17 protein-coding genes are annotated in these 17,878 nt (G+C 66.6%); 9 read left to right on the forward strand and 8 right to left on the reverse strand.

The window, feature by feature from the left end; genetic code table 11:
- Positions 1 to 8: 8 nt before the first annotated feature.
- Together V2L32_RS15255 and V2L32_RS15260 are read right to left on the reverse strand one after the other, a co-directional pair.
- A complete protein-coding gene (locus tag V2L32_RS15255) occupies positions 9 to 1,145 on the reverse strand; it encodes a mandelate racemase/muconate lactonizing enzyme family protein (protein WP_331233340.1) in 1,137 nt (378 codons plus the stop codon).
- A gap of 123 nt (positions 1,146 to 1,268) precedes the next feature.
- On the reverse strand, positions 1,269 to 3,086 hold the full coding sequence (locus V2L32_RS15260) for an ABC transporter substrate-binding protein (protein WP_331233341.1): 1,818 nt from the start codon (positions 3,084 to 3,086) through the stop codon (positions 1,269 to 1,271).
- Between the two features lie 421 nt (positions 3,087 to 3,507).
- Between V2L32_RS15260 and V2L32_RS15265 the strand changes: the two genes are divergently transcribed.
- The 5 genes from V2L32_RS15265 (at position 3,508) to V2L32_RS15285 (ending at position 8,379) form a co-directional block, all read left to right on the forward strand.
- Positions 3,508 to 4,467, forward strand: coding sequence for an ABC transporter permease (locus V2L32_RS15265; RefSeq protein WP_331233342.1), 960 nt, complete (start codon positions 3,508 to 3,510; stop codon positions 4,465 to 4,467).
- Complete coding sequence (locus V2L32_RS15270) at positions 4,464 to 5,411, forward strand: ABC transporter permease (protein ID WP_331233343.1); 948 nt, start codon at positions 4,464 to 4,466, stop codon at positions 5,409 to 5,411. The genes V2L32_RS15265 and V2L32_RS15270 overlap by 4 nt, the downstream gene beginning before the upstream one ends.
- Before the next feature lies 1 nt (position 5,412).
- The gene (locus V2L32_RS15275; protein WP_331233345.1) at positions 5,413 to 6,459 is read left to right on the forward strand and encodes an ABC transporter ATP-binding protein; all 1,047 of its coding nucleotides are present in this window, start codon (positions 5,413 to 5,415) and stop codon (positions 6,457 to 6,459) included.
- Positions 6,452 to 7,528 carry an ABC transporter ATP-binding protein gene (locus V2L32_RS15280; RefSeq protein WP_331233346.1) on the forward strand — a complete coding sequence of 359 codons (1,077 nt, stop codon included), beginning with the start codon at positions 6,452 to 6,454 and terminating at the stop codon, positions 7,526 to 7,528. Before V2L32_RS15275 ends, V2L32_RS15280 begins: the two co-directional genes overlap by 8 nt.
- A 62-nt stretch (positions 7,529 to 7,590) precedes the next feature.
- Positions 7,591 to 8,379, forward strand: coding sequence for an SDR family NAD(P)-dependent oxidoreductase (locus V2L32_RS15285; RefSeq protein WP_331233347.1), 789 nt, complete (start codon positions 7,591 to 7,593; stop codon positions 8,377 to 8,379).
- A 30-nt stretch (positions 8,380 to 8,409) separates the two neighbouring features.
- Here the strand turns inward: V2L32_RS15285 and V2L32_RS15290 are convergent, their stop codons facing one another.
- Positions 8,410 to 9,504 carry a mandelate racemase/muconate lactonizing enzyme family protein gene (locus V2L32_RS15290; protein ID WP_331233348.1) on the reverse strand — a complete coding sequence of 365 codons (1,095 nt, stop codon included), beginning with the start codon at positions 9,502 to 9,504 and terminating at the stop codon, positions 8,410 to 8,412.
- A gap of 146 nt (positions 9,505 to 9,650) precedes the next feature.
- Between V2L32_RS15290 and V2L32_RS15295 the strand changes: the two genes are divergently transcribed.
- From V2L32_RS15295 to gfo6, 3 genes are all read left to right on the forward strand, one after another.
- Positions 9,651 to 9,905 (forward strand): hypothetical protein, encoded by a 255-nt coding sequence (locus V2L32_RS15295; protein WP_331233349.1) that lies wholly within the window; start codon positions 9,651 to 9,653, stop codon positions 9,903 to 9,905.
- A 129-nt stretch (positions 9,906 to 10,034) separates the two neighbouring features.
- Positions 10,035 to 10,799 (forward strand): VOC family protein, encoded by a 765-nt coding sequence (locus V2L32_RS15300; RefSeq protein ID WP_331233351.1) that lies wholly within the window; start codon positions 10,035 to 10,037, stop codon positions 10,797 to 10,799.
- A 104-nt stretch (positions 10,800 to 10,903) separates the two neighbouring features.
- Entirely contained in the window at positions 10,904 to 11,998 is a 1,095-nt protein-coding gene (gene gfo6 / locus V2L32_RS15305) for a D-xylose 1-dehydrogenase Gfo6 (protein WP_331233352.1), read from the forward strand.
- On the opposite strand, the gene V2L32_RS15310 is transcribed toward gfo6, so the two are convergent.
- Genes V2L32_RS15310 through V2L32_RS15330 form a run of 5 tightly spaced genes read right to left on the reverse strand, consistent with a single transcriptional unit; the run spans position 11,991 to position 15,787 of the window.
- Positions 11,991 to 12,479, reverse strand: a complete 489-nt coding sequence (locus V2L32_RS15310) for a DUF7529 family protein (protein ID WP_331233353.1) — start codon at positions 12,477 to 12,479, stop codon at positions 11,991 to 11,993. The genes gfo6 and V2L32_RS15310 overlap by 8 nt on opposite strands.
- 54 nt (positions 12,480 to 12,533) lie before the next feature.
- Complete coding sequence (pdxA, locus tag V2L32_RS15315) at positions 12,534 to 13,538, reverse strand: 4-hydroxythreonine-4-phosphate dehydrogenase PdxA (RefSeq protein WP_331233354.1); 1,005 nt, start codon at positions 13,536 to 13,538, stop codon at positions 12,534 to 12,536.
- Positions 13,531 to 14,826 (reverse strand): four-carbon acid sugar kinase family protein, encoded by a 1,296-nt coding sequence (locus V2L32_RS15320; RefSeq protein ID WP_331233355.1) that lies wholly within the window; start codon positions 14,824 to 14,826, stop codon positions 13,531 to 13,533. Before V2L32_RS15320 ends, pdxA begins: the two co-directional genes overlap by 8 nt.
- Entirely contained in the window at positions 14,823 to 15,536 is a 714-nt protein-coding gene (locus V2L32_RS15325) for a hypothetical protein (RefSeq protein ID WP_331233356.1), read from the reverse strand. The genes V2L32_RS15320 and V2L32_RS15325 overlap by 4 nt, the downstream gene beginning before the upstream one ends.
- Positions 15,537 to 15,562: 26 nt before the next feature.
- The gene (locus tag V2L32_RS15330) at positions 15,563 to 15,787 is read right to left on the reverse strand and encodes a hypothetical protein (protein ID WP_331233357.1); all 225 of its coding nucleotides are present in this window, start codon (positions 15,785 to 15,787) and stop codon (positions 15,563 to 15,565) included.
- A gap of 656 nt (positions 15,788 to 16,443) precedes the next feature.
- On the opposite strand from V2L32_RS15330, the gene V2L32_RS15335 reads away from it, so the two are divergent.
- Entirely contained in the window at positions 16,444 to 17,871 is a 1,428-nt protein-coding gene (locus V2L32_RS15335; protein ID WP_331233358.1) for a polysaccharide deacetylase family protein, read from the forward strand.
- Positions 17,872 to 17,878 lie beyond the last annotated feature (7 nt).

A 17,878-nucleotide genomic window follows, 5' to 3' on the forward strand; every position in this document is an offset into this window, starting at 1 on the left:
CCGCTCGATCAGTCGATTCGGTAGGCCTCGACGGCGTCGCGGTCGAGGTCGACGCCCAGACCCGGTTTCGACGGTATCGAGACGGTCCCGTCGTCGTCGACGAACCGCCGAGTCGTGAGCTCCTCGCGCAGTGGGTTCGGCGACCGGTCGAACTCGAGGGGCGCGTCGTTCGCGAGCGTCGCGATGTACTGGAGGCTCGCCCCGATCGCGATCGGCGTCCCCCAGACGTGGGGGACGATGGCGACGGTCCGGGACGACCGGACGCGGTCGGCGAGCCTCCTCGCCGGGGTGATGCCGCCGACGTTGCAGAGGTCGGGCTGGGCGATGTCGAGGGCGTCGGCCTCGAGGAGCCGGTCGAACTCGGCCGGCGTGTGACACTCGCCGCCAGCGATCGGGACCGAGAGGGTCCGTCGGAGGTCGGCGTATCCCCCGAGGTCCTCCGGCCTGACCGGCTCCTCGAACCACCGGACGTCGTAGGCTTCGAGCCGTTCGCCGACGCGTCGGGCGGTCGGCCGGTCGTAGGCGTAGTTGGCGTCGACCATGAGATCGACGTCCTCCCCGACCGCGTCGCGAACGCGGCGAACGAGCTCGAGGTCTTCGTCCGGGCCATAGCCTAGGAGCTGGAGGCCGACCTTGAGCTTGAGCGCCCCGAGCGCGGCGTTCTCGGTCGCCTCCTCGACGATCCGTCGGTACTGCTCCTCGAGGTCCTCGACCGGCTTGAAGTAGTGGCCCGTCGCGTACGCGCGCGTCTCACTTCGCTGGCGGGCGCCGATGAGCGACGCTACCGACCGTCCCTGGAGTTTTCCCGCGAGGTCCCAGAGGGCGACGTCGACGCCGCTGATCGCGGGCAGCGGAACGACCGACTGGTAGGCGGCCCGGCAGACGTCGTACATCCGGTCGTAGAGCCGCTCGACCGCCATCGGATCCTCGCCGAGGACGACCGGCCGGAGGAGTTGCTCTACGGTGCCGCGCGTTCCGGCGATCGGGCCCCAGCACTCGCCCCAGCCCACGGTTCCGTCCGAACTCTCGATCCGGACGAGCAACGCGGATCGGGTGTCCACCCACTCCTGGGAGTAGCCAAAGGGCTCGGAGAGCGGTGCCTCGAGCGCGACCGTCTCGACGCTGTCGATCTGACTGGTCGTCATGAGCGCGTGGACTCGCCGGAGGGGCGAGTAGTTTTCGTCGGACAGCCGAGTGCCGAACCTCACGGCGATACGGACCCCGGAAAGAGCGAAACGTCGGCGGTGGCCGCCGCCGTGACCGGTGAGCTACTCGTACTGTGTGAGGACCTCGGGCGTCTCGTCCCAGCCGTACGCGTCGGGCTGCGTCGTCAGCTCGCTCGTGTCCGCCGGGTAGTGGAGCTGTCCCTCCTGGTCCCAGCGGAAGCCGGCCTCCCCGAGGATCTCGATCGCCCGGTCGGTGTCGAACGGGTCGGGCGAGACCCGGTCCTCCGGGGCGACCCAGAACTCGAGGCCGGGGGACATCGGCGTGTTCAGCAGCTCGCCGAAGCCCGCCGCAGCGACGTCGAGCCACTCCTCGCGGTCGAACGTGTGACCGACGGCCTCCCTGACCTCGTAGTACTTGAACGGGCCGTCCTCGCGGTCCGGGTGCATGTTCATCGTACAGTAGTGGATCGAGGTCATCAGCGCCCCGCTGATCTCGATGTGGTCCAGCTGTTCGAGGCGGTCGAGCTGGTCCGGCGGGAGGTCGTACGGAACCATGTCGACGGTCTCGTCCTCGACGGCCGACGCCGCAGAGGCGGCGTCCGCGGCCTGGACGCGCACCACCCGATCGACGTTCGGGGCGAACTGGTGGGCGTCGTGTGCGTCGAGGACGAGCTCCTCGCCGGGGTCGTGGCTGTTCAGCATGAACGGGCCGCTGCCGATGAACATCTCCTCGTCCTGGTCCCAGCCGCTCGGATCGTCGACGTCCTCGAGGATGTGTCTCGGGAGGATACCGGAGTCACGCCCGGCCAGCGCCCGCGAGGGGAACGTCGCGTCGGGCTGGCTCATGTTGAACGTGACCTCCAGGTCGCTCTCGACGACGACCTCCTCTAGGTTCCCGATGACCCCCCTGAGACCGGCGTTGTTCTCGGCGCCGTACGTGTACGTGAACTCGATGTCCTCCGCGGTGACCGGCTCCCCGTCGTGGAACTCGAGGCCCTCGCGCAGCGTCACCTCGTAGGTGGTGTCGTCGGGCTGTTCGACCGACTCGGCGGCCCACGGCGCCGGCAGGAACTCCTCCTCCGGGGTGGGGTGCATCAGCCGGTCGAAGATGAGACGACCGTAGTCGCGGTCCGCCCGTCCCCGCTCTGCCGCCATCGGGTCGAGCGTGGTGAGGTCCTCCTGCTGTGCCGTCCGGAGCTCGCCGTCGTCGGTCTCGATCTCGACCATGTTCGTGATGCCGGCGAGGCCGTCCTCTAAGTACTCGTGGACGTTGCTCACGCGCTCGGAGTTGTACGGCATCGCGCGGTCCTGGACGAGGATCGGCACGAGGACGTACTCGTCGACGAGGTACTCCTGGGCCTGGTAGACGAGTTCCTGGCGCTCGTCGTCGTCGACCGCCGCCGCCTGCTCGCTCAGCAGCTCCTCGAACTCCGGGTTCCAGTGGTTGGCGTTGTTCCCGCCGCCCTCCTCCAGCGCGGCCTCCGAAGCCGCGTCGCGGATCGGGCGGTCGGGGTCGAACGCGTCGAGCCACCGGAGGTTCATGATGTCGTGGTTCCGGGCGACGAACGTCTCGTCGAGGTGCGCCTGCAGCGCCCGGACGTTGTACTCCATCTCGAAGCCGATGTCGCGGAGGATGTTCGTGTGGACCTCGGAGTAGTAGTGTCGGACCGGGAAGTCGGCGTCGAGCGCCTCGTGGATCGCCGAGACCGGCTCCCCCTCCGGCTCCTCCTCGACGTACTCCTCCGGGAAGTCGGCGTCGACCTCACCGCCGTCGTCCTCGCCGTCGTCGTCGTCGTCGCCGTTGCCACCGAGACAGCCGGCCGTCGCCATCAGTCCCGCCGCGCCGATCGTCCCGGTCCCCTTGAGGAACCGTCGGCGTGACGTCTCACTCGCGTTCTGCACACTGCGATAGTCGGTCATGATCTACCCAGTAAGTGAGTGGAAACCGGGGTATATATAAATAATTGTATAATTCCGCCGGTAGAATTAAGAAAGTTACTTTCGGGTCGGATCAGCGACACGATAGGCGGCCACCGGTTCCCGACGAACAGGCCACAAGAGGGACCATCGGAAGGATGTCGGGCCCCCGCGGTCCCGGTTCGGACGTTCCCCGGAGAGCAGGGAAACCCGTCCGAGAAACGCGACGTGTGACCCCCATCGGGAACGTGCCGGATAGGCGACTGTTCCGCGAACGGTGGGCGGGAGGAAACGGCCGCGAACGGGCGTTCCACGGCCGCTTTGTTCCATATTCTAAATCTATGCAGATAGGTGGATTTAAGTAACCTCCTGGATTGGGTCTGGTTAGCGTCGATCACTCATGAGCCAAGGCATGCAGAAATATGTGGCACGGCGGATAGGCCAACTCCTCGTGACCTACTTCGTCTTCCTGACGCTGCTGTTCGTCATCTTCCGGATCGCTCCGGGGGATCCGACGACGATGTACCTGCTCGAGGGGATGACCCCCGAGCAACGACAGGAAGTCCTGGAAGACCTGGGGCTGGATCAACCGTTGCACGTCCAGTACGTCGAGTTCCTCCGGCAGCTGGTCGCGCTGGACATGGGACACTCCTACCGGTACGGATCGCCGGTCTACGACATCGTCGCCGTTCGGTTCTGGAACACGATCCTCCTGATGGGTCCGGCGTTCTTCATCTCGTACGTGATCGGCGTCACCGTCGGCGCGTTCATGGGCTGGGTCAGGGGAACGGCCAAGGAGCAGGCCGGCGTCGTCCTGACGCTCATCGCCCGCTCCTCGCCCGAGTTCTGGATCGGCATCGTCCTCCTGATGATCTTCCCGTTCGGCCTCGGTTGGTTCCCCTCCGGCGGGATGCGTGCGCCCGGTACGGAGGTGAGCGTCTTCTACCAGCGCTACTTCGCCTGGGACTTCCTCTATCACCTGTTCCTCCCGCTGCTGACGGGGGTGATCTTCTACATGGCCACGCCGGCCCTGCTCATGCGCAGTAGCATGATTCAGGTGCTTGACGAGGACTTCATCGAGATCAAGAAGGCCGAGGGGCTTCCCGAGCACGTCATCCTCTACAAACACGCGGCTCGAAACTCGATCCTCCCGATCACGACCGTCATCGCGCTCGTCGTCGGGATCTCGCTGGGGGGATCGCTGGTCATCGAGACCGTCTTCAGCTGGCCCGGCATGGGCCGTGAGATGGTCGACTCCGTCCAGTTCAACGACTACGCGATCGCCCAGGCGATCTTCTTCCTCATGGGGAGCGTGGTCATCTTCATGAACTTCGTCGCGGATCTCACCTACGTCTACCTCGACCCCCGGGTGAAATACGAATGAGCACCTCGATCACCGACCGCGTACTTGATCGCGTCACGACCGACTCCGGAGAGGGCTTTCTCACCCGGCGACGAATCGAGCGGTACCGAAACGACATCGCCTCGGTCGGCGGCGTCGTCCTGGGGGACAGACTCGGGAGGATCGGCGTCGTAATCCTGCTGTTCTTCCTGTTCATGGCGCTGTTCGCCCCCTTCCTCGCGCCCCACGACCCGGCGGCGGTCCACCGGGGCGAGGGTGGCGAGGTCCTCCGGACGACCGGCCCCTCGATGGACCACCCGCTCGGGACCACCAACTACGGTGAGGACGTCCTCTCGCAGGTGATCATGTCGACGCAGGTGTCGATCATGGTCGGGCTGTTGGCCGCGTTGATCGCCGTCTTCATCGGCGCGAACGTCGCGCTCGTCAGCGCCTACTACGGCGGGACGATCGACGACGTCCTGATGCGGATCGTCGACGTGGCGTACGGGCTTCCGTTCCTCCCGTTCGTTATCGTCCTCGTGTTCATCTTCGGGACGAACATACAGAACATCATCCTCGTGATCGGGCTCATCCTCTGGCGCGACTCTGCGAGGGTGATACGATCGGAGGTGCTCTCGCAGAAACAGCGGCCGTACATCGAGTCGGCGAAGGCGGTCGGCGCGAGCGACATCCGGATCATGTACCGACACATCTTCCCGAACGTGCTCCCGCTCGTCGGGCTCTACATGGCGTTCGCGGTCGCGTACGCGGTCATCTACGAGGCGAGCCTCGCGTTCCTCGGGTTCGGCGACCCCGAGCTCTGGTCGTGGGGACAGATGCTCTTCCAGGCGTACCACTCGGGCGGTATCCGGTTCGCCTGGTGGTGGGTACTGCCCGCCGGGATCTGCATCATGCTGCTCGTCGCGTCCGTGTTCTTCATCGGACGGAGCCTCGAAGAGATCACCAACCGGGAGCTGAGACACTGACATGCTACAGATCGACGACCTACACACGCGGTACAGGACGGATGCGGGCGACGTACACGCCGTCGACGGTGTCTCGTTCACCGTCGACGAGAAGGAGACCCTCGGGCTGGTCGGCGAGAGCGGCTGTGGCAAGACGACGCTCGCGAAGTCGATCTTCGACCTGCTGCCCAGGAACGGATCGGTCGTGCGCGGCTCCGTGAACCTCGACGGGACCGAACTCACCGAACTCACCGAGAAGGAGCTGCGAAAGCGGATCCGCTGGCAGGAGATATCGATGATCCCACAGACCGCGATGAACGGGCTCGATCCCGTCCAGACGGTCGGGAAACAGATCATGCAGGTGATCCGGGTCCACGAGGGCGTCTCGAAGGCGGAGGCGCGCCAGCGTGCGCGCGAGCTGTTCGAGGAGCTGGGTCTGGAGCCCGACCGGATCACCGACTACCCACACCAGTTCTCGGGCGGGATGGCCCAGCGGGCGATGATCGCCCTCTCGCTCGCGCTGAGCCCGTCGATCGTGCTCGCGGACGAGCCGACGACCGCGCTCGACGTGATGATCCAGGACCGGATCCTCAAGCTCATCAACGAGATCCAGGAGGAGTACGAGATGGGGATGATCATGATCACCCACGACATGTCGGTCGTCTCCGAGACGTGTGATACGATCGCGGTGATGTACGCCGGCCGTGTCGTCGAGTACGCCGACGCCCGCACCGTGATCAAGAACCCCCGTCACCCGTACACGATGGGGCTCAGGAACGCGTTTCCGGACATCAGCGAGGACTCACAGGACCTCGTCTCCGTCCCCGGCGAACCGCCGGACCTGGTCGATCCGGAACCGGGCTGTAAGTTCGCCCCGCGGTGTCCGTTCGCCGTCGACGAGTGCTGGGACGTCGACCCCGAACCCCAGGAGTTCGACGACGGCCACATCGTCGAGTGCCACCGGGCCGACGAGGCGGAACAGCTCCGCGAGGAGGCGGCCGACAGCGAGACCTGGCTGGCGATGGCGAGCGACGACGCGAGCGGCGTGGTGGTGGAAAGCGATGACTGATCCGAACGCGATGATCGAGGCGAAGGGGCTGAAAAAGCACTTCATGGCGGACGACGACCTGTTCACCCGGCTGTTCGGCTGGGGCGAGCCGAAGCTCGTCAAGGCCGTCGACGGCGTCGACCTCACGATCGGGAAGGGCGAGGCCGTCGGGGTCGCCGGTGAGAGCGGCTGTGGCAAGACGACGCTCGGAAAGACCCTGCTCAAGCTCTACGATCCCGACGGCGGGAGCATCCACTTCGACGGCTACGACATCACCGACACGACTGAGATCGAGGGGATGAACTTTCGGACCGAGGCGCAGGTGATCCACCAGGACCCGTACAAGTCGCTCAACCCGCGCTTTACCGTCTACAACTGGGTCAAAGAGCCCCTCGACATCCACGGGATCGGCTCGGCGGAGGAGCGGGAGGCGAAGGTGATGGAGTGCATCGAGATGGCGGGGCTCCGTCCGGCGGAGGCGTACGCGAACGAGTACCCCTCCGAGCTCTCCGGCGGCGAACGACAGCGCGTCGGCATCGCGCGGGCGATCGTGCTCGACCCGTCGTTCCTGGTCGCCGACGAGCCGGTCAGTATGCTCGACGTGAGCGTCAGGGCGAGCGTTCTCGGCCTGTTACAGCGGCTCCAGGACGAGCTCGGGCTCTCGATCATGTACGTCAGTCACGACCTCTCGTTGCTGAAACACACCTGTGACCGCCTCGTGATCATGTATCTGGGTCGGGTGGTCGAGGAGGGTCCCGCGAGGGAGGTGATAAACGATCCGAAACACCCGTACACGAAGGCGCTGGTCTCCTCGACGCCGATCATCGACCCGGACACCCACCGAACGGCGATCGAGATCGAGGGGGAGGTGCCGGATCCGGTCAACCTCCCTCCCGGCTGTCGGTTCGCCCCCCGTTGTCCGGAGGCGATGCCCGAGTGCGAGCAGGGCGAGCCGAGGATGTACGACGTGGGGGACGAGCAGGTGGCCCGCTGTATCCTCTACGACGACGAGCTCACCGACGGGACGGGGAGCAAGCTCGAATCGGGATTCAGCTCCGCCGAACCGGAATCCACCGCCGAGAGCGACTGAGACGGCGACCGACCGTCGTCCCCGACAGTACTGTTATTAGACCCGACGACGATACCCCCGGAATGGGTTCGACAGCGTACGATTTCACCGACGAGGTCGTCGTCGTGACCGGTGGGAGCTCCGGGATCGGTCGAGCGATCGCCCGGCGGTTCGGCGACGCCGGCGCGACCGTGATCAACGCCGACCTGCGAGCGGGGACGAAAGACCCCGGCGAGGAGGCGCCGACCCACGAGGCGATCGAGGATTCAGGGGGAACGGCGACGTTCGTCGAGACGGACGCGAGCGATCCCGACGATCTGGGTACCGTCGTCGAGGCCGCCAGCGAGTTCGGTGGCGTCGACGTGATGATCAACAACGCCGGAATCTACGTCGGAGCGCCGTTCCGGGAGGTCACGCGGGAGCAGTTCGATCGGCTCCACGCGGTGAACGCCAGAGGGGTCTACTTCGGGACGCAGACGGCGGCCAACGACATGATAGAGAGGGGAGAGCCGGGATCGATCGTCAACACGGCGTCGATCAGCTCGAACGTCGCCCAGCCTGGGCAGGTCCACTACGACTCGACGAAGGGTGCCGTCAGGATGATCACCCGGGGTGCGGCGCTCGAACTCGCGGAGCACGGCATCCGCGTCAACGCGGTCGCGCCGGGCGTGATCGCGACGGAGATCATGGAGGGGTGGTCACAGGGGGCGGTCGACGCGCTCGAGAACGAGGAACTCGTCAAGCAACCCCCGCTCGGGAGAGCCGGCGTGCCAGAGGACGTGGCTGGGCCTGTCGTTTTCCTCGCGAGCGACGACGCCGAGTACGTCACCGGCGCGCTGCTCGACGTAGACGGGGGCTGGCAGGTCTTCTGAGACGGTTCGAGCGCGTGTCGTTTCGGACACTCAGTCGAACGAGACCTCGAACTCCTCACGTGCGTCTGGGTCGACCGCGTAGCCGTGACCCGGCGCGTCGGGGAGTTCGACGTAGCCGTCGGCGACCGTCGGCGGGGTCTCAAGCACCGGGGCAACGTCGTACTCCGGGATGTACTCGACGATCCAGCCGGTCGGGACGGCGCTCACCAGGTGGGCGCTGATCGCGTAGTAGAAGTGCGGGGCGAACGGGAGGTGTGAGGACGCCGCCCGCCGTGCGACGTCGAGTTGGCCGGTGACGCCACCGCCCCGGACGAGGTCGGGCTGGACGACGCCGAGACCGCCGTTCTCGATGAGAGAGTCGAACCGTTCGGGTCGGTAGAACATCTCCCCGGTGGCGAGCGGCGGCCGAATGGCCTCGGCGACACGGCGGTGGCCGTCGACGTCGAACTCCGATATCGGCTCTTCGACCCAGGCGAGGTCGAACGAGTCGAGCCGTTCGACGGCGGTGATCGTCTCGTCGACGGTCCACGCTTGGTTCGCGTCGACGAACAGGTCGGCGTCCGGCCCGATAGCCTCCCGGACGGTTTCGAGCCGGTCGACCTCCTCCACGAGCGGCCTGTTGCCCACTTTGGTCTTGAAGGCGGTGAACCCCGCCTCGACCTGCGACTCGAGGAGCTCGCGGAGGGTTTCTAGGTCGTGGTGGGCGTCCATGTTCGAAGCGTACGCACGCACGCGCGGGTCGGAGCCGCCGGTGAACTCGTAGAGCGGTCGTCCCGCCGCCTGTGCCTTGAGGTCCCACAGGGCGACGTCGATCGCAGAACGCGGCCACGCGGAGAGTCCGAGTTCGCCGTAGTAGATCGTCCGAAGCCTGAGGTCCGCCCGAATCGCCTCGGTGTGCCAGGGGTCCCGACCGACGAGGAGGTCGGCGAACTGGGAGTCGACGAACCGTTCGAGCAGGTCCGGACCGTAGCCGAGCGATCCCATCCAGCCGGTGCCGACGGAGCCGTCGTCGGTGGTGAGTTCGACGACGACCCAGTAGACGTCGGTGATCGAGAGGCGTGAGTCGCCGACGGTTCGACCGATCGGGAGCCTGAGCGTGTACGTCTCGACGTCCGTGATCTCCATGCGCTACTATTCACTCACTCCAGCATATACTGCGCCCTCCGCCAGAGCGGTGGTAGGTGTTCTGTAGCTGTACCCCGCGAGGCCGACGCGTCGAACGGTGAACGGTCGCGAAAGCGTTTTTATCCGCTCGGCGGTAACCCCCATCCGTGAGCCACCCGGACGACGGCGACCCGGAGTTCGATCTCCTCGGAGTGAGCGATATCGAGGAGACCGAGTGCCAGATATCCGGCTGTGACCGTCCGGGGATCGTCCCGCGGAACGTCCGTGGCGACGACCCGGAGGAACCGGTCGCGAAGCACTACGTCTGTCGCTATCACCACCGGCTGTTCCTCGGCGTGAGGGTCGGCCTCGCGATCGGCCTGGTCGTCGTCCTCCTCGTCGTGTTCTTCAACATCCTGTGATGGTTTCTCGGGGGCCCGAGGACGGCGTTCGACGGTTCGACACCTCGACGGAGCGTCGTGGTGCGGTCGACGGGTCACGGGACTCCGGAATCCGATACGCTTTTACCCTCAAGTGTCACAGCCACCGGTATGGACACGTTAGATCACGTGATGATTCGGGTCGAGGACTTAGACGAGTCCCTTGAGTGGTACCAGACCCACCTCGACTACGAGGAGAAGGGCCGATGGGAGGCAGATACCTTCACCAACGTCTTCCTCGGTCCCGAGGACATGCACGAGGACGGCGCGAAACTCGAGCTCACGTATAACCACGACGGCCGTTCGTACGAGATGGGAGACGCCTGGGGACACATCGCGGTACGGGTGCCCGAGGGAGAACTGGAAGAGCGGTACGAAGAGCTGATGGATGAGGGCGTCGAGGACTACCGCGATCCGGAGTCCTGCGGTGGGCGCTACGCGTTCGTGAGGGACCCGGACGGCCACGAGATCGAGATCGTCAAGCGCGATCAGGGCGCGCTCTGGAGCCTCGATCACACGATGATCCGCGTCGAGGACGCCGACGAGGCGCTCGCGTGGTGGACCCGGAAGCTCGGCTACGCCTACACGGGAAAGCGCTGGGAGGCCGATTCGTTCGCGAACTACTTCATGGCACCCGTCGGTGCGGCAGAGGAGGAGATGACCGTCGAACTCACCTACAACTACGACGGCCGCTCCTACGAGATGGGCGACGCCTGGGGGCACCTGGCCGTTCGCACCGACGACCTCGACGAGGCGTGGGACGACCTCATGACGCGGGACGCGGAGGACTACCGCGATCCGGAGTCGTGTGGTGACCGCTACGCTTTCACGAAGGACCAGGACGGCCACGAGATCGAGATCGTCACGCGGGACTGACCGCCAGCGCTCGATCGGTTCTCCCCGCACGGTTCGAGCCCGCGAGAGTCGGATCGAACGGCGCACGACAGGATTAACACGGTTCGAGCGACAGGAAGAGACGTATGTCCGCACCCGATCCGTTCTCCTCGTTCGCCGACCGGGACTGGCAGACGAACGATCCCGGCGAGCCCGTCCGACTCGCCATGGTCGGCCTCGGCTGGTGGGTTCGTGACGAGGCGATCCCGGCCGTCGAGGCGGGCGAGTTCTGCGAGACGAGCGTCGTCGTCAGTAGCTCGCGAGAGAAGGCCGAGCGGGTGAGAGATGAGACGCCGACGGCCGAGCACGCGATCACCTACGAGGAGTACCACGACGGCGTCGCTGCCGACGGCTACGACGCCGTCTACATCTGTACCCCGAACGCGACCCACCTCGAGTACGTCGAGACGGCGGCAGAACTCGGTAAGGACGTCCTCTGCGAGAAACCGATGGAGGCGTCGGTCGAGCGTGCCACTCGAATGGTCGAGGTCTGTGAGGATCGAGGTGTAACGCTGATGGTCGCCTACCGGATGCAGACCGAACCCGCCGTCCGCCGTGCGCGAGAGCTGATCCGAGACGGTTTCGTCGGCGACCCGATCCTCGTCCAGGGGCACATGTCGGACTCGCTGCTCGATCTGATCCCCGATCCGGACCAGTGGCGCCTCGACCCGGAGCTCTCGGGCGGCTGTTCGCTGATCGACATCGGCATCTACCCCCTCAACACGACCCGGTTCCTGCTCGACGCGGAGCCGGTCTCGGTCCAGGGGAGGACCGTCTCCGTTCACGACGCCTTCTCCGAGGTCGACGAGCACGTCACGTTCCAGATCGCCTTCACCGGCGACGTCTCGGCGATCTACTCGGCGAGCCACAACGCCTACGGTACGAGCTATCTCAAGGTGCTCGGCTCCGAGGGCGAGGTCACGCTCGAACCGGTCTTCTTCCCGTGGGACGACCGCGAGGTGGTGCTACGTCGGGGTGCAACCGTCGACCGGATCACGTTCGAGCAGGTCGACCAGATGGAAGAGGAGTTCGACTACTTCGGCCACAGTCTGCAGAGCGGGACGGAGCCTACCCCCGACGGCCGACACGGGCTTCGGGACGTGCGAACGATCGAGGCGGTCTACGAGTCGGCCGAGGAGGGACGCTGGCGGTCGGTCCCCGCCGACGACCGACTCACCTGAGCGCCTCGGGGACGAAGAGATCGGGGTCGGCGCACTCGATGAGGACCTCGTCGTCGTACTGCGAGTGGAGCAGGACCGAGAGGTGGCCCGCCTCCCTCGCCTCCTCGAGCATCCCCTCGGCCTCGTTCGGGAGGTAGTACGACTGGAACCCGATCACCCGTGCGGGCTCCTCGATCGAGAAGAACAGCCCCAGGAGGACGAGGCTCCCGACCCGGGAGGCGTAGATCTCCGCTCCGTCGAACCCGCCCGGGTCGATCAGCGACTCGACCTCCTCGACCTCGCCCTGTGGGAGGAGGACCGCGAGGCCGGGGAGGTCGTCGCCGTACTCCGAGGCGAGGACGGTCGTCACCCCGGGGTGGAACAGCGTCGCCTCGTAGCCTGCCTCCTGGTACTCCTCGAGCGTCGCGACGACGTCCTCTCTGAGCTCCTCCCAGTACGAGCCCGCCATGACCGCCGCCTCGTCCGGGTCGTTCGGAACCATGCCCTACGGTCGCCCGGGTGGTGGAAACCCCTTCCGGTGAGCCGCCGACAGAACTCACTCCCGGTTGCCCGCGACCCGCGCGGCGAGTTCGACGGCGTCGATCATGCTCGTCGGCGAGGCGATCCCCTCCCCGGCGATGTCGAACGCCGTCCCGTGGTCGACGCTGGTCCTGACGATCGGCAGCCCGATCGTCATGTTGACGCCGCTGACCTCGGCGCCGTCGGAGAAGCCGAGCATCTTGATCGGGATGTGCCCCTGGTCGTGGTACATCGAGACGACGCAGTCGGCCGCCCCGCCGGCCGCGCTCACGTAGACCGTGTCGGGCGACTCGGGACCGAACGCGTCGATCCCCGCCGCCCGCGCTCGCTCGACCGCGGGCTCGATCTCGGCGGCGTCCTCGGCACCGAGCAAGCCGCCGTCGCTGGCGTGGGGGTTGAGCCCGGCGACGGCGATCGTCGGCTCGTCGATCCCGAGCCCGGAGAGCGCCTCCTCCGTGACGGCGATCGTCTCGTAGACGCGTTCGGTCGTGACGAGGTCACACGCCTCCCGGAGCGGGACGTGCGTGCTCACGTGGGTGACGCGGAGATCGCCCTCGATCAGCATCATCGAGTAGTTCTCCGTCCCGGTATACTCCGCGAGCATCCCGGTGTGCCCGGCGTGCGTGCTCCCCGCGAGCTTCGTCGACTGCTTGTTGATCGGCGCCGTCGTGATCGCGTCGATCGCGCCCGCCTGCGCGAGTTCGATCGCCCGCTCGACGTACGCGAGGCTCGCGGCGCCGTAGGCCCGGTCGACGACGCCGTACCCGAGGTCGTCGACGTTCGCCAGGTCGAGGACGTCGATCGAGTCTGGGTCGCTGCGGACGGACTCGACCGTCTCGACCGCACGGATCGCGAGCGGCGACTCGCGGGCGTCGACCGCCGCACGCATCACCGAGCCGTCGCCGATAACGACGACCTTCGCGACCTCGACGAGTCTCGGATACGCGCCGACGATCACCTCCGGACCGATACCGGCGGGGTCGCCCATCGTGATACCGACCAGCGGCGCAGTGTTATCCATCGTGCCGAGATAACGACAGCAGCGCCATATAGATTGTCCGCTCGTCGCCGAACGCGCCCGCCTTGGTGACGAACGGCGTCCCGGCGGCCGGTCCGTCCGCGATCCGTGAGACCGGGACGCCGCTCGTGATCTCCCGTCCCGTGAGACTGACGCCGGTAGCGCCCAGCGATTCGAGCAGCCGCGTCGCCACCGCACCGCCGGTCGCGAACAGCCCGCCGATCTCACCTCTATCGGCGACCGTTTTCGCACTCCGAGCGAGTACGGTGGAGATCCGATTTCGCGTCTCGGCTTCGGTCAGCCCCGCATTAGAGCCGGCCGCAAGCGTCGCCTCCACGTCCGTCGCTGAGGTCGCGGCCGTGAGCACCGCCACGCCGTGTCGACCCATCGCGTCGGCCGCCCGGTCGGCCGCCTCGCGGGCGGCCGATCCCGGGTCGCGGACCGAGAGGTCGGTGTTGACGACGACCACCCACCCCTCGTCCAGCGCCCCGAGCTGGTCGAACGTCCGGGGACTGGCGCTCCCGACGACGCCGAGGACCCCTCCCGCGGTCGCGGGCTCGAACCGAACGTACCGCGCGAGACCGCCGCTTCCGACGTACAGTACGGTGAGGTCGGGACGGGATGCCGCCGCCGCGAGCGTCTCGAGGTGGCCGTCCCTGGCCGCGTCGCAGACGACGACCGTGGGGTCGTCGCCTCCCGTACCGGCCTCCAGCAGCGACGTGAGGTGGTCTCTCACGCCGTCGGCTCCCCGTTCGACGGTGGTGAGTGGGAGGTGGTCGACGGGATACCCGAGATCGCTCAGGAGGGTGGGGACGTGCGAGTCGGCGACCGGGCTGTCGGGATCGCGTCCGGCCGCCGTCTCCGCGACCGGCCGTCCCTCGACGACGTGGACCCCACCGACGGTCACGCGACCCGTGGCGGGGAACGCCGGCGCGACGAGGACGAGATCCGCATCCGTCGCCTCTGCCGCGGCACCGATCTCGGCGACGAGGTTTCCCCGGAGCGTCGAGTCGACCTTCTTGTAGACGACGGCGTCGGGGTGAGCGTCGATCGCCGTCGAGACGCGGTCCGCTGCGGTTTCCTCGCTACGGTACCGGGAGTCCGTGTTGTGAACCACCACGTCGGAACAATCGACGCCGTCGTCGTCGGTCACCCTGACGGTGGTCTCGAACCCCCTGGCCGCGAACTGGTGACCGGTGTCGGTCGCCCCCGTCAGATCGTCGGCGACGACCAGGCCACGAACCGGGTCGCTCCCGTCGGGATCCCCTCCGGTCGAGTGGGTCCCCGTCATCGGACTAAAACGTCGCTCAGCGGGATCTCCGCGTCGAAGCTGACGGCCTCGAACCGCGAGGTGGGCCACTCGCCCGTCGTCGTGAGGACCTCGTACCCGTCTTCGGTCACGAGCGCCGTCTCCTCGCTCTTCGCACCGGGGAGCGTCGGGTTCCAGGCGAACGTCATCGGCAGCCGCACAGTCGTGTCGCTGTCGGGGGCGGCGATCCACTCGCGCATGGCGAAGCCCGCTGCGCCCCCCTGGTGGTGGTTTCGCCACTCTTCTGGGTGGCCGAGTTCGTCGTAGGCGTCCCGGATCGCGTCGAACACCTCCCGCGCGAGTTCGACGTCGGCCGCCGTCAGCGGCCGTCGGAGCGACGAGACGTCGACCCGTCGGAGCCCTGGGACCTCGAAGTCCGCCCCCGCCGGCGCCGGCGAGCGTTCGGCGACGGCCTCGGCCAGCGAACCCTCCCACCAGTCGAAGGCGTCGACCGTCACGTCGTCTGGAAGCTCCTCCTCCCGGAAGCGCTCGCGTTCGTTGGTGGCCGTGACGACTTCGAGAGAACTCCCGTCGTAGCCGGCGGCCGCGACGCCGACATCGGAGCCGACGTCGACGACGTTGCACCCGCGGGTCAGCCAGGCGAAGGAGTTCGATCTCGCGAGCCAGATCGCCTCGAGGTCGCGTTCGTCGAGAAACGCGTCCAGTCGGTCGAGATGCGCGCTGTCTACCATGGAACCCCGATGGATGCCGGCAGGCTTCACCGTTTGGACCGAGCAGGTCCGGTCCGAGGCCCGCCGCTCACGGGTCGGCGGTGGCCCTCGTCGGTCGTCACCTCGGGGAGAACCATCGCGGCTCGACTACGACCGTCTCGTGCTGGTCGGTCGCCCCTCACGGTGAGGATGTCGTCTCGGAGGGTGCCGATCCTCTCGATCTCGTCGCCCTCCACGAGCGTGAACCCCTCCTCTGTACGGGCGACGTCCACGAGAGCTTGGCTCTCGTACAGCCATCGGAAACCTTCGGTTTCCGAGGGCGGTTTCGCCGTCACGGGTCGAGATCGATTAGACTGCTGTCACGATTGACGGCGACAGACTTTGCACAAAAATTACAATATTACCCGCCTTTCGGTCGATCCCTAACGTCGCAGTCGTCGGGCGAGGAGCCACCGACCCAGCCGCCACGTCCCGCATTGACGCCCCGAGAAATACGATCTCTCAGAGACGGTATTTCTCGTCGGTGGCTACGGCTATCTGACTGCACTCTCTCGGTTTGGTGGTGAACGTTCGGCCCGACTACGCCGACCGAAACCCCATCGAAAAGTGGTCTCACACGTCGAAGAAACGGGTCGAGCGGTCCTAGAACACGTGGGTGGGCAGTCGGGCGAGCGTCAGCGGGATTATTGTACAGTTTTCACACTACTACGACACGTAACGACCGCATCAGTCACTCGACGGACAGACGCCAGCGGATGGTGAACCGGACAGTTCCCGAATCTCTCTCCTAACGCGTACGAACGGAGGGCAGAAGCCCACGAGTACCGTACGCGATCCGGATCCGGACTGCGCACCGATCACGCACGCCAAAGGATAGTCTACATACAAAAACGTAGGGTAAAAGTAGGTCGGCCCCCACGAGAGAGCTATGAGACGACTGCCCTCCCGACGGACGTTCCTCGGCGCGATCGGTGCTGCCTCGGTCGGTCTCGCCGGCTGTTCGGACGGGAACGGCGACGATCCCGACGACACCGACGACGACGATCCCGACGACACCGGCGACGACGATCCCGACGACACCGGCGACGACGATCCCGACGACGACGAGGAGACGCCGGAGGAACCGGAGGACGTCACCCCGCCGGCGATCGGTCACGGGACGCTCGTCTCCGACTTCAGCGAGGACCTCGAGTCCTGGATCGCCATGACCGGCGACGGGGTGGTCGACGGCGACGAGGAGGCGGCACTCGTCGGCGAGACGGCCGCGCTCGTCCGCGGCGAGGGGGAACGAGCGGGGGTCTTCCGGGCGTTCGACGAGTTCGACGCCGCCGACCAGCACGTCTCGTTCGCGGTCAGCCTGGAGGAGCCGATGGGCGGACACGTGAACGTCGAGATTCTCGCCCCGTTCCAGAGCGACAGCGTGATCACCCGCCGACGTATCCCACGGGAGCTCGACGGCTGGATGCGCATGGACGTCGGCTACACGCAGGACCGCGGCGAGCCCGACTTCGGGAGCATAGAGGAGATGCGGATCTGGGTCGACGCAGCCGACGGTGGCGACGACGACGAGGAGGTCGACGACGAGGTCGACACCGACGACATCGTCGAAGACGACGCGGAGGAAACCGACGACGAGAACGACGTCGACGAGCCCGAGGAGATGGACGAGACCGTCCGGTTCCTCGTCGACGACCTCCGGAGCACGCCGGCCGCCGACCGCGGTCAGGTGATGTTCACGTTCAACGGCGGGTTCGAGTCCCACTACACGACGCTGTTCGACGTCATGCAGGACCGTGATTTGCAGGGTGTGATCGGGATCGTCCCGCCCACGGTGAACGTCGGGGGGCGGCTCTCGATCGACCAGATGCGCGAGATGCGCGACGCGGGCTGGGACATGGCCTCGTTCCCCCTGCGAAACGACGCGCTCCCGGAGATGGAGTCCGAGGAGAAGCGGCAGGTGATCGAGGGCGATCAGTCCTACCTCGAGGGCCGCGGGTTCGAGGAGGGTTCGCGGACGTTCATCGCGCCGTACAACCGCATCGATGCGGAGGCGCTCGAGGTCGTCCGCGAGGTCCACGACTGCTCGATCACGTTCGGCGGCTCGCTGAACGCCGCGCCACCAGCCGATCCGCACATGCTCTCGCGGATCAACGCCGCGGACTTCGGACCGGTCGAACAGTTCACCGGGCTCGCCGAACGGCACAACCAGCTGCTCGTGCTCAGTCTCGACGAAGTGGGCGACGACGGCGACCTCGACGAGGAGGAGTTCGAGGACCTCCTCGACTTCCTCGAGGACTCCGAACTCGACATCCTCACCGCGAGCGAGATGCTCGACCGACGCGACGAGCTGCTCTAGTCCGACG

Source organism: Halalkalicoccus sp. CGA53 (genome assembly GCF_036429475.1).
Taxonomy (GTDB): Archaea; Halobacteriota; Halobacteria; order Halobacteriales; family Halalkalicoccaceae; genus Natronorarus; species Natronorarus salvus.

What these genes read in the sequence shown, in the direction of transcription:
- V2L32_RS15310 (WP_331233353.1), bottom strand. Translation starts at nt 12,479, where the DNA reads ATGGTTCCGAACGACCCGGACGAGGCGGCGGTCATGGCGGGCTCGTAC.
- V2L32_RS15280 (WP_331233346.1), top strand. Translation starts at nt 6,452, where the DNA reads ATGACTGATCCGAACGCGATGATCGAGGCGAAGGGGCTGAAAAAGCAC.
- pdxA (WP_331233354.1), bottom strand. Translation starts at nt 13,538, where the DNA reads ATGGATAACACTGCGCCGCTGGTCGGTATCACGATGGGCGACCCCGCC.
- V2L32_RS15260 (WP_331233341.1), bottom strand. Translation starts at nt 3,086, where the DNA reads ATGACCGACTATCGCAGTGTGCAGAACGCGAGTGAGACGTCACGCCGA.
- V2L32_RS15270 (WP_331233343.1), top strand. Translation starts at nt 4,464, where the DNA reads ATGAGCACCTCGATCACCGACCGCGTACTTGATCGCGTCACGACCGAC.
- V2L32_RS15300 (WP_331233351.1), top strand. Translation starts at nt 10,035, where the DNA reads ATGGACACGTTAGATCACGTGATGATTCGGGTCGAGGACTTAGACGAG.
- gfo6 (WP_331233352.1), top strand. Translation starts at nt 10,904, where the DNA reads ATGTCCGCACCCGATCCGTTCTCCTCGTTCGCCGACCGGGACTGGCAG.
- V2L32_RS15275 (WP_331233345.1), top strand. Translation starts at nt 5,413, where the DNA reads ATGCTACAGATCGACGACCTACACACGCGGTACAGGACGGATGCGGGC.
- V2L32_RS15325 (WP_331233356.1), bottom strand. Translation starts at nt 15,536, where the DNA reads ATGGTAGACAGCGCGCATCTCGACCGACTGGACGCGTTTCTCGACGAA.
- V2L32_RS15320 (WP_331233355.1), bottom strand. Translation starts at nt 14,826, where the DNA reads ATGACGGGGACCCACTCGACCGGAGGGGATCCCGACGGGAGCGACCCG.
- V2L32_RS15290 (WP_331233348.1), bottom strand. Translation starts at nt 9,504, where the DNA reads ATGGAGATCACGGACGTCGAGACGTACACGCTCAGGCTCCCGATCGGT.
- V2L32_RS15285 (WP_331233347.1), top strand. Translation starts at nt 7,591, where the DNA reads ATGGGTTCGACAGCGTACGATTTCACCGACGAGGTCGTCGTCGTGACC.
- V2L32_RS15335 (WP_331233358.1), top strand. Translation starts at nt 16,444, where the DNA reads ATGAGACGACTGCCCTCCCGACGGACGTTCCTCGGCGCGATCGGTGCT.
- V2L32_RS15255 (WP_331233340.1), bottom strand. Translation starts at nt 1,145, where the DNA reads ATGACGACCAGTCAGATCGACAGCGTCGAGACGGTCGCGCTCGAGGCA.